The sequence below is a fragment of the Rhizobium sp. HT1-10 genome (assembly GCF_049472505.1).
In the GTDB taxonomy this organism is placed as follows: domain Bacteria; phylum Pseudomonadota; class Alphaproteobacteria; order Rhizobiales; family Rhizobiaceae; genus Rhizobium.
On sequence record NZ_JBCEBQ010000003.1, the window covers coordinates 67,424 to 77,819 of the forward strand.

12 protein-coding genes are annotated in these 10,396 nt (G+C 62.5%); 1 reads left to right on the top strand and 11 read right to left on the bottom strand.

What is annotated here, in order from left to right:
- Positions 1–2 precede the first annotated feature (2 nt).
- From VH564_RS08920 to VH564_RS08945, 6 genes are all read right to left on the bottom strand, one after another.
- Positions 3–1,193 carry an efflux RND transporter periplasmic adaptor subunit gene (locus VH564_RS08920; RefSeq protein WP_423339473.1) on the bottom strand — a complete coding sequence of 397 codons (1,191 nt, stop codon included), beginning with the start codon at positions 1,191–1,193 and terminating at the stop codon, positions 3–5.
- A 311-nt stretch (positions 1,194–1,504) separates the two neighbouring features.
- Positions 1,505–2,473 carry an ABC transporter substrate-binding protein gene (locus VH564_RS08925; protein ID WP_423339474.1) on the bottom strand — a complete coding sequence of 323 codons (969 nt, stop codon included), beginning with the start codon at positions 2,471–2,473 and terminating at the stop codon, positions 1,505–1,507.
- A 60-nt stretch (positions 2,474–2,533) separates the two neighbouring features.
- Positions 2,534–3,661 carry an ABC transporter permease gene (locus VH564_RS08930; protein ID WP_423339475.1) on the bottom strand — a complete coding sequence of 376 codons (1,128 nt, stop codon included), beginning with the start codon at positions 3,659–3,661 and terminating at the stop codon, positions 2,534–2,536.
- Positions 3,658–4,545 carry an ABC transporter permease gene (locus VH564_RS08935; protein WP_423339973.1) on the bottom strand — a complete coding sequence of 296 codons (888 nt, stop codon included), beginning with the start codon at positions 4,543–4,545 and terminating at the stop codon, positions 3,658–3,660. Before VH564_RS08935 ends, VH564_RS08930 begins: the two co-directional genes overlap by 4 nt.
- Positions 4,546–4,547: 2 nt before the next feature.
- Positions 4,548–4,883 carry a hypothetical protein gene (locus VH564_RS08940; RefSeq protein WP_423339476.1) on the bottom strand — a complete coding sequence of 112 codons (336 nt, stop codon included), beginning with the start codon at positions 4,881–4,883 and terminating at the stop codon, positions 4,548–4,550.
- A 3-nt stretch (positions 4,884–4,886) separates the two neighbouring features.
- The gene (locus tag VH564_RS08945; protein ID WP_423339477.1) at positions 4,887–5,678 is read right to left on the bottom strand and encodes an ABC transporter ATP-binding protein; all 792 of its coding nucleotides are present in this window, start codon (positions 5,676–5,678) and stop codon (positions 4,887–4,889) included.
- A 121-nt stretch (positions 5,679–5,799) separates the two neighbouring features.
- On the opposite strand from VH564_RS08945, the gene VH564_RS08950 reads away from it, so the two are divergent.
- Positions 5,800–6,219 (top strand): cupin domain-containing protein, encoded by a 420-nt coding sequence (locus tag VH564_RS08950; protein WP_423339478.1) that lies wholly within the window; start codon positions 5,800–5,802, stop codon positions 6,217–6,219.
- Positions 6,220–6,221: 2 nt separating this feature from the next.
- Here VH564_RS08950 and VH564_RS08955 read toward each other — a convergent pair whose 3' ends face one another.
- From VH564_RS08955 to VH564_RS08975, 5 genes are all read right to left on the bottom strand, one after another.
- Positions 6,222–6,617: a hypothetical protein gene (locus tag VH564_RS08955; RefSeq protein WP_423339479.1), complete on the bottom strand. Its 396-nt coding sequence runs from the start codon at positions 6,615–6,617 to the stop codon at positions 6,222–6,224.
- Position 6,618: 1 nt separating this feature from the next.
- Positions 6,619–8,073, bottom strand: coding sequence for a dihydropyrimidinase (gene hydA, locus VH564_RS08960; RefSeq protein WP_423339480.1), 1,455 nt, complete (start codon positions 8,071–8,073; stop codon positions 6,619–6,621).
- Between the two features lie 115 nt (positions 8,074–8,188).
- Positions 8,189–8,719, bottom strand: a complete 531-nt coding sequence (locus VH564_RS08965; protein ID WP_423339481.1) for an endonuclease domain-containing protein — start codon at positions 8,717–8,719, stop codon at positions 8,189–8,191.
- Positions 8,720–8,858: 139 nt separating this feature from the next.
- On the bottom strand, positions 8,859–9,065 hold the full coding sequence (locus VH564_RS08970; RefSeq protein WP_423339482.1) for a hypothetical protein: 207 nt from the start codon (positions 9,063–9,065) through the stop codon (positions 8,859–8,861).
- Positions 9,066–9,105: 40 nt separating this feature from the next.
- Positions 9,106–10,359: a Zn-dependent hydrolase gene (locus tag VH564_RS08975; protein WP_423339483.1), complete on the bottom strand. Its 1,254-nt coding sequence runs from the start codon at positions 10,357–10,359 to the stop codon at positions 9,106–9,108.
- Between the last annotated feature and the right edge of the window lie 37 nt (positions 10,360–10,396).

Consider the following 10,396-nt stretch of genomic DNA (forward strand, 5'->3'; position numbering starts at 1 on the left):
GTTCAGTTGGTGGCGCCGGGCATGTCGTGCACCGGTGTGATATGGTCGCCGTCGCGGACATAGGCGCCGGCCTTGGCGACGACTTCCTCCCCCGATTGCAAGCCTTTGACGATCTGGATATAAGCCCCGTCCTGGATGCCTGTCTCGACGCCAACGAATTTGACAATCCCATTTTCGACCTTACGAGCGGATGCGCCCTCCGGATCGTTATTGACGGCGGTCAGCGGCAGGGCGACCCCCTCGGTCTCGTTGATGACGATCTCGGTGCTGCCATACATTCCGGCGCGGGCCTTCCCGTCGCTATCGATGGAGACGTGCACGGCGCCCAGCCGGGTAACGGGATCGACGGTAGGCGACACCAGCCGCACGGACCCGGTCAGCTTCTCGCGGCTGCCGGAAAGCGAGATGGTGGCCTTCTGTCCCGGCATGATCTTGATGATATCGGCCTCGGAGACATCGGTCACCAGTTCCAGGGCGCCATCGCGGATGACGGTGAACAGCGGGTCGCCGGAGCCGTTGGCGATGGCGCCTACCCGGGCATTGCGCGAGGCGACCGTGCCGTTGACCGGCGTCTTCACGCCTGTGCGGGCGAGCTTCAGGTCGATGTCGGCGATCTGGCTGTCGATGACCTTCAAGTCGGCTTCCTGAACGGCGATGGCCTGTTCTGCCGACGTAACCCGTGCCCGGTTGGCGGCGGCTGCTGCGGTTGCCTGCTCGACTGTCGAGGTGGAGACGGTGCCCTTCTGGCCCATGGAAACGGCGCGGGCGCGCTGGGATTCCGTCTGGGCATCGTTGGCCTGTGCCTCGATAAGCTGGGCGCGCAGTTGCGCCAGCGTTGCCTGGCCCTTGGCCCGGTTTGCCAGCGTCTCTGCCTTTTGCAGCACGAGGGCGTCGTCGCTGAGCGTCGCCAGCGCGCTGTCGGCCGTCACCTTGTCACCGACGTCAGCATTCAAGGTTTTGATCGGCAGCCCGTCGACCAGCGGCTGGATGTAGACTTCCTCGACCGCCTTCACGGTGCCTGTCGCCACGATCTTGTCGACCATCTTGCGTATCGTCGCCTGGGTGACGACGATCGCCGGCAGGTTCTGCTTGGGAGCGACGACCGGGGTCTCCTCGGCGTGTCCGGCGGATGCCGCCAAGAGGCTCAGAAGCAGTGCTGCGGCAATCGGAGACTTGAGCGGCGTGCGGAACATTCTGATCTTTCGATTCTAACGATTCAAAGGTCGATCATCGGCGCGACCGAGATGGTTGTGACAACTCATACGCGATCCGACCGTAAGATGGGAGTGGCTCGTCATCGTTGCAAGCTGATGATGAAATCCACCAATGGTCCTGAAGTCAAATGTCGCAACGTTGTGCGATCACCGGATCGTGATCATGCCATTGGGGCATTTTGTCGGCTACTGCCTGCTCTCGGAAAAATTAAATCCGAATGTCTCGCCGCAAACAAAAGCGCGCGGGGCCCATGACCACGCGCGCTTCAAGACGTTACTCGAGAAAGAGACTATTTCAGCGCAGCGTCGGTGACAGCATGGGTCCAGGCGTCCTTCGGCTCCTTGGTGATGATCTTCTGGTCGAGAAGAGCCTTCTCGGTGCGCTCGTAGAGCGCCTTGTCGAGCTTGCCCGAGCCGATCAGCTTGGCCACCTCGCCGGCCATGAACTTCTGATGGGCCTCGTCCTGACCACCATTGTCGACGACGATTTCGGCGGCTTCATCGGGATGTTCGACGGCGTATTTCCAGCCCTTCATCGAGGCGCGGACGAACTTGACCATCTTTTCCTTGAAGGCCGGGTCCTTGAGCTTCGTTTCGTTGGTATAGAGGCCGTCCTCGAGCAGGTTCACGCCAAGCTTGGTGTAGTTGAAGACGGTCAGGTCCTCAGGCTTGAAGCCGGCATCGAGCACCTGGCCATATTCGTTGTAGGTCATGACCGAGATGCAGTCAGCCTGCTTTTGAATGAGCGGCTGAACGTCGAAGCTCTGCTTCAGAACGGTGACGCCATCCTTGCCGCCAGAGGTCGGGATCTTCAGCTTGTTCATCCAGGCGAAGAACGGATATTCGTTGCCGAAGAACCAGACGCCGAGCGTGTGGCCCTTGAAGTCGGCTTCGGTTTTGACCGGGCCATCCTTGCGGCAGACCATTTCGAGACCGGATTTCTCGAAGGGCTGGGCGATGTTGATCAGCGGGACGCCCTTTTCGCGGGCAACCAGCGCGCCGCCCATCCAGTCGACGATCACATCGGCGCCGCCGCCGGCGATGATCTGTTCGGGGGCCACGTCGGGGCCGCCCGGCTTGATATCGACGTCGAGGCCTTCAGCCTTGTAGAAGCCCTTATCCTTGGCGACGTAGTAGCCGCCGAACTGGGCCTGCGCGACCCATTTCAGCTGCAGCGTCACCTTGTCGGCGGCGAGTGCGGATTGCGCCGCGGCAAGCGCCATGGTGCTTGCCATCAGTGTCACGATTATTTTTTTCATAATCTTTCCTTTTTTCCCTCTGAAGTTTGCCTTCGATCCCTGGCCGGGATTTTGGGCTGCCTAGCCACCACGGCTCGACGGATGCCAGAAAGTCGTGGTCCTCTCCACCAGGGCCACGACGCCATAGAAGACGGAGCCGGCAATCGCCGCCACCGTTATTTCCGCCCAGACCATGTCGACGTTCATCCGGCCGATTTCGGTCGAGATGCGAAAGCCCATGCCGACGATCGGGGTGCCGAAGAACTCCGCCACGATGGCACCGATCAGCGCCAGCGTCGAGTTGATCTTCAGCGCGTTGAAGATGAAGGGGGCTGCCGCTGGAAGCCGGAGCTTGAACAGCGTCTGGGTGTAGCTCGATGCATAGGTGCGCATCAGGTCCCGCTCCATGGCGCCGGAGGCGGCGAGGCCTGCGACGGTGTTCACCAGCATCGGAAAGAAGGTCATGACGACGACCACGGCCGCCTTCGACTGCCAGTCGAATCCGAACCACATGACCATGATCGGCGCGACGCCGATGATCGGCAGAGCCGAGGCGAGATTGCCGATCGGCATCAGGCCGCGCCTGAGGAAGGCAAAGCGATCGGCCAGGATCGCCACGAGGAAGCCGCTGATGCAGCCGATCGCGTAGCCGGCGATCACTGCCTTGAAGATCGTCTGGCGCACATCGTCGGCAAGGATGGGCAGCGATGAAGCGATCCGCACGGCGATGGCGCTCGGCGGCGGCAGGATGATGAAGGGGATACCGGCGCCGCGGGTGGCGGCCTCCCAGATGATCAGGATCCAGGCGCCGAAGATGGCCGGAATCAGCAGCCTGAGCGCGGTTTTGGCGAAGCGCGAATGCGGGCGCAGATCCGACAGCAGGCTGACGCAGCGCCAGGCGAGCAGCCAGGCCGCCGCCAACAGCAGGAAGAAGGAGGGGCGGGCCGCGCCTTCGTTGCCGGTGATCGCCGTCAGCAGCAGCCAGGCCACTTCGTGGGATGCGAGAAAGAGGATGGCGGCCCCGATCGCCGGCGGCAGGCCGACTTGCGACAGGAACGAGGAAACGATGATCATGAAGAAGATCACCGCGCTGATGCCGGGCGACATGGGGTCCGCGGTCCCCGCCGCAATCAGCGGAAAGTTGAGCGCCGCGGCGATGCAGAGAAGAAGGGCGGCAACGCTTTGCCAGGAATATTGCAGCGGCTTCATGACGGACGCCTCCCCATGGCACGGTCGACGATCCGCGACGCGAGACTGACGATTGCCACCAGCAGGGCGGCGAGGACAGATCCGGCCACGAGCGCCGCCCAGATGTCGATGGTCTGGCTGTAATAGGACCCGGCCAGAAGCTTGGCGCCGATCCCGGCGACGGCGCCGGTCGGCAGTTCGGCGACGATGGCGCCGACCAGGCTCGCGGCAATGCCGACCTTCATCGAGGTGAACAGGAAGGGCACCGAGGCCGGCAGCCGCAGCTTCCAGAAGGTCTGGGACGCATTGGCATTGTAGGTCCGCATCAGATCCAGATGCATGGCTTCCGGCGAGCGCAGTCCCTTGACCATGCCGACCGTCACCGGAAAGAACGACAGATAGGTGGAGATCAGCGCCTTCGGGATGAGACCGGTGATGTCGACGGCAGCCAGGACGACGATGACCATCGGAGCGATGGCAAGCACAGGAACGGTCTGCGACGCGATGATCCACGGCATCAGGCTGCGGTCGAGCGCCTTCACGTGGACGATGCCGATGGCGATGAGGATGCCAAGCAATGTGCCGAAGACAAACCCGACGGTCGTGGAGGTCAGGGTGATCCAGGCATTGTAGACAAGGCTGCGGTTGCTATCGATGGCGCGCAGGAAGGTGTTGTCGAACACCGCGATCGCCACCTGGTGCGGCGCCGGCATCACCGGCTTCGGCTGCGCCATGGTCCGGCCGATGAATTCCAGCGTGCCGGTGCTGACGCCGGCGCGGCTGTCGAGATCGATCTGGAAAGGCGTGTTGAGGAGAACCGTGGAGAGATACCAGATGGCCAGGATGGCGAGGAGAATGGTCGTCACGGGCACGAACTTGTGTTTGAAGAACTGTTCCTTCTCCATGCTCATGCCTTTCCCTGCATGGGCAGCAGCATCAGCGTCATGGAGACGACGCCGAGCCCGACGCCCGCCATCTGCATGAGGCTCAGGCGTTCGCCGAAGACCACGAAGGCGATGATGTTGATGACGACCAGCTGCGCGATCGACGAGGCTGATATCGCCAGCCCTAGGCCGCCCTCGCGCATCAAGCGCACCATCATCAGGTTGCCGATGCAATAGAGACCGAGCGACAGGACAAGCACCAGGATGTTGCTGGTGGCGATATAGGCCCGCGATGCGGTGGCGCCAGCGAGGAAGATCAGCATGGCTCCGCCGAGCCAGAGGAGGAAGGTGGCGTTCACGTCCTATTCCTCATAGCTGTGGCCGGCGCGCAGGCCTTCGCGGACGCGATGGGCAATGGCCAGAAACTCGGGCGTCTCGCGGATACCGAGGGGGCGCTCGGCGGGCAGGGTGGATTCGATGATGTCGGTGACCCGGCCGGGCCGCGGCGACATGACGACGATCTTGGTGGACAGATAGACGGCCTCGGGGATCGAGTGGGTGACGAAGCAGATGGTCTTGTTGGTGCGCGCCCAGAGCTTCAGCAGTTGTTCGTTCAGATGGTCGCGGACGATCTCGTCCAGCGCGCCGAATGGCTCGTCCATCAGCAGGAGGTCGGCATCGAAAGCGAGTGCGCGGGCGATCGAGGCCCGCTGCTGCATGCCGCCCGACAATTGCCAGGGATGCTTCTTTTCAAAGCCGGTCAGGTTGACCAGTTCCAGCGTCCGGGCGATCCGCTTTTCTCGCTCGTCCTTGGTGTAGCCCATGATCTCGAGCGGCAGGGCGATGTTCTTCTCGATGGTGCGCCACGGAAAGAGCGCCGGCGCCTGGAAGACATAGCCATAGGCGCGGGCGTTGCGCGCCTCAGCCGGTGTCATCCCGTTGACGTCGATCTCGCCGGAGGTCTTCTGCTCCAGATCGGCAATGCAGCGCAGGAAGGTGGTCTTGCCGCAGCCGGACGGACCGATGAAGGAGATGAAATCACCTTTGCGGACATCGAGATCGACATTGCTCAGCGCATGCACCGGACCGTCGTTGGTCTGGTAGGTGAGACAGAGATTGCGGGCGGAAACGACGGAGGAAGGGGACGATGTCATCAAGAAAAGCCGATCGGATTTTTGCAGGCTGGCTGCGGCGCACGTGTGTTAATCTTGTCTGAAAAGGGGACGACGGGAAGGGGCCAGGCTGCCCTGAGCCGTCTTTTGAAGGAGGGGTGCAATGAACGGGTCATCGAAGTCCATCTGCCATATCGTGCGGCCGAGCAATACCTATGACGGCAAGCAGGGTCTCAGCTATTTCCAGGGAATTGCCGCTGAAACGGTTGGTGCAAGCGGCATCTGCATGCATGTGCTGACGATTCCGCCGGGAGGCAGGGCGAAAGCCCATCTGCACGAGGCCCACGAGACGGCCATCTACATGCTGTCGGGTGAGGCGCACACCTGGTACGGTGATCGGCTGGAAAACCATGTCATCGTCCGCGCCGGCGAACTTTTTTACATTCCGGCCGGCGTTCCGCACCTGCCGGCCAATCTTTCCAGCACGCCGTGCACGGCGATCATCGCGCGCACCGACCCCAACGAGCAGGAGAGCGTCGTGCTGCTGCCGGACCTGGATGAACTGGCCGCCGTGCCGGCGTGAGGCTATTTGCATAGCGGCAGCGGCCCCCATTTGGTCCGGTCGTCCGAGGTGAAGCCGATCGTATAGCCCTTGGGGCCATAGGTGATTTTCGCCGTATCGTCGGTTCCGCCATCCTCGCCTTCGGCCTCGCAGGAGACCATCGCCACGTAGGATTTGCCGTCGGTCTTGATGACCTTCTTGATCGTGCAGACGGACGTCGCTGTCGTGATCGCCTCCGGCGTCAGGAGAAAGAAGTTTTCCGAACCGGTCGACTCACCCGTCCGGGCGTAGGCGCATCCGTCCTTGTTGCCGTACTTGCCTGATATCGGCAGCGTATCGGCCTGTGCCACGGTTGCCAGCACGGTGGCCGCGATCACGGCAAAAGACGGCGTTTCCAGGGATATCCGTTGGCGGCCCATCTCAAACCCCGCTTGCCGGAATGCCGCTGCGCTGCACCTTGCGCGGCGCGACGACGTCCTTCCAGGTGGAAAGTGCCTTGTTGACGGCGGCGAAGGGTTCGCGCTTTACGAACTTGCCGTGCCCCTCCTGCGTCTTCACCGTGGTCTCCTCGATGGCAACGACGCCGCGAGTCAGCGTGTAGCGCGGCAGGCCGGTGACCTGCTTGCCCTCGAAGACGTTGTAGTCGATGGCCGACTGCTGGTTAGCTGACGAGATCGTCTTGGTACGGGTCGGATCCCAGACGACGATATCGGCGTCGGCGCCGACCAGGATGGCGCCCTTCTTCGGATACATGTTGAGGATCTTGGCGATGTTGGTCGAGGTCACCGCCACGAACTCGTTCATCGTCAGGCGGCCGGTGGCGACGCCATGGGTCCAGAGCATCGGCAGGCGATCCTCGAGGCCGCCGGTGCCGTTGGGGATCTTGGTGAAATCGCCGACGCCAAAGCGCTTTTGCTCGGTGGTGAAGGCGCAATGGTCGGTCGCCACGCATTGCAGCGAGCCGGCCTGCAGTCCCGCCCACAGGCTGTCCTGGTGCTGCTTGGAGCGGAACGGCGGCGACATGACGCGGCGGGCCGCGTGGTCCCAGTCCTTGTCGAAATACTCGGTCTCGTCGAGCGTCAGGTGCTGGATCAGCGGCTCGCCGTAGACGCGCATGCCGTTCTGGCGGGCGCGCCGGATGGCTTCGTGGGCCTGCTCGCAGGAGGTATGCACCACGTAGAGCGGCGCGCCGGCCATGTCGGCGATGATGATGGCGCGGTTGGTGGCCTCGCCCTCGACGGCGGCCGGGCGCGAATAGGCATGGGCTTCCGGCCCATTGTTGCCTTCAGCCATCAGCTTCGCCTGCATCTGGGCGACGATGTCGCCGTTCTCGGCATGCACCATCGGCAGGGCGCCGAGTTCGGCGCAGCGCGAGAACGAGTGGAACATCTCGTCGTCGTCGACCATCAGGGCGCCCTTGTAGGCCATGAAGTGCTTGAACGAGTTGATGCCCTTGTCCTTGACGATGGTCTCCATCTCGTTGAAAACCTGCTCGCCCCACCAGGTGACTGCCATGTGGAAGGCATAGTCGCAGTTTGCGCTGCCGGATTTGTTGTCCCAGCGATTCAGGGCATCGAGCAGCGACTGGCCGGGCTCGGGCAGGCAGAAATCGACGACCATGGTGGTGCCGCCGGCAAGCGCTGCGCGCGTGCCGCTTTCGAAATTGTCGGCCGAATAGGTGCCCATGAACGGCATTTCGAGATGCACATGCGGATCGATGCCGCCAGGCATGACGTAACAGCCTGTGGCGTCCAGGACCTCATTGCCGGAAAGGTTCTGGCCGATCTCGACGATCACGCCGTCCTCGATCCTGACATCGGCCTTGTAGGTCAGATCGGCCGTGACGACGGTTCCGTTCTTGATGACTGTGCTCATGGCTCTCTTTCCCGATTGCAGATTGTCCGGTTGGTGGCGGCAATTACGGTTCTCCCTTCTCCCCACCGGGGAGAAGGTGGCCCGAAGGGCCGGATGAGGGGGCGGTTCGAGCTCTTCATGTGTATAGTCGCTTCTGCTGGTAGCCCGCGGGATAGAAACGAACAATCTCATCCCTGTCCACGATCCGCCCTTCAAGGGCAGCCAAAATCGTGTCTAGAACCGGGCCACGCTCCCATAGAATTTCATGGTTCCAGAATCGTAGGACTGAATAGCCGTGCTGGTTCAGCCACTCGGTTCGCTGGGCGTCCCGTGGCGATAAGGCATGATGCGCGCCGTCCACTTCGATGACCAAGCTTCCCGCACGGTACAGGAAGTCCACAATATAGGGACCAAGAGGAATTTGACGCGTGAACTTGTAGCCATTCAAGCGTCTGCTTCTAAGGTCGCCCCACAGGCGGTATTCTTCCTCGGTATCTTCTTTGCGCAACTGGCGCGCCTGAGGGGTTTTGCCCGGTCGACGCTTGGTAATATCCCCCTCTTTCACGGCAGCCCCCTCATCCGGCCCTTCGGGCCACCTTCTCCCCGGAGGGGAGAAGGGACCGGCGACGGCACCCGTCGCATCGCAGTCGGGCGACATGTTCAGCATCGATCACCCCACAATCTCCGCCGTTTCCATGACCGCATGGAACAGCACGTCGGCCCCCGCCGCTGCCCAAGGCGTGCCATGGCCGGCGCCGGAGTGGATTTTGATGTGGTTGACAATCAGCCGTTTTGCCGCCGCAAACTCAAACCTCGACGAGGTCGAGGCGTCTCTCCACGCGGTCGAGCCGCTGGTCGATGCGATCGACACGCCGCGAGATGCTGGCATATTGCTGCTCGAGCGTTCCAAGCCGGTCTTTGACTTCGAGGTGATATTGCGTGTGCAGGGAGAGAGTCTCCTGCATGCGCTTGAGCGTTTCGTAGATGAGCGTGTTTGTAACCGTGTCGGACATGGCGCTATCCTCTCGCGATACGAGTGTAGGACAAATTTGCTCACCTCGCAATCTCCGCCGTTTCCACGACCGCATGGAACAGCACGTCGGCCCCCGCCGCTGCCCAATCCTTCGAGATTTCCTCCGCCTCGTTGTGGCTGAGGCCGCCGACGCAGGGGCACATGATCATCGTCGCCGGGGCGACCTTGGCGGCCCAGCAGGCGTCGTGGCCGGCGCCCGAGATGATATTCATGTGGCTGAGGCCGAGCCGTTCGGCGGCGTTGCGGACTGCCGACACCAGTTTCGGGTCGAAGGTGACCGGATCGAAATGGCCGACGGCCTCGATCGAACAGCCGACACCGAGTGCTTCGGCGATGCCTGCCGCCTCGGCTTCGATTCTGGCGCGCATGCGGTCGAGCTTGTCTTGGTCGGGCGTGCGGATGTCGACGGTGAAGACGACCTTGCCGGGCAGCACGTTGCGGGAGTTGGGCGAGAAGAACACCTGGCCGACGCCGCCGACGGCGCCCGGCTGGTTTTCCATCGCCACGCCCTCTACCATCTCGATGATCCGCGCCATGGCAAGGCCGGCATTGACGCGCAGCGCCATCGGGGTCGAGCCGGTATGGGCCTCGCGGCCGGTGAGGGTGATTTCCAGCCACCAAAGACCCTGGCAGTGGGTGACCACGCCGATCGCCTTGTTTTCGGCCTCGAGAATCGGTCCCTGTTCGATGTGGTATTCGAAATAGGCGTGCATCTTGCGGGCGCCGACTTCTTCGTCACCGAGCCAGCCGATGCGCTTCAGCTCGTCACCGTATGTTTTGCCGTCCGGGTCCTTGCGGCTGTAGGCGTATTCGAGATCGTGCACGCCGGCGAAGACGCCCGACGCCAGCATCGCCGGGGCAAAGCGGGCGCCTTCCTCGTTGGCCCAGTTGGTGACGACGATCGGGTGCTTGGTCTGGATGCCGAGGTCGTTCATCGTGCGCACGACTTCGAGAGCTGCAAGCACGCCCAAAACACCGTCATATTTGCCGCCGGTCGGCTGCGTGTCGAGGTGGCTGCCGACATAGACCGGAAGGGCGTCCGGATCGGTGCCGGGCCGGGTGGCAAACATCGTCCCCATCTGGTCGACGCCGACTGTCATGCCGGCCGCTTCGCACCACCGTTGAAACAGGTGCCTGCCTTCGCCGTCGGCGTCGGTCAGGGTCTGGCGGTTGTTGCCGCCTGCAATGCCCGGACCGACCTTCGCCATGTCCATCAGCGCATCCCAAAGGCGGTCGCCATTGATACGCATGTTTTCGCCTGGTGCGGCCACCATATGTCTAATCCTCGCCCGTTTTTATCGCGATCATGCA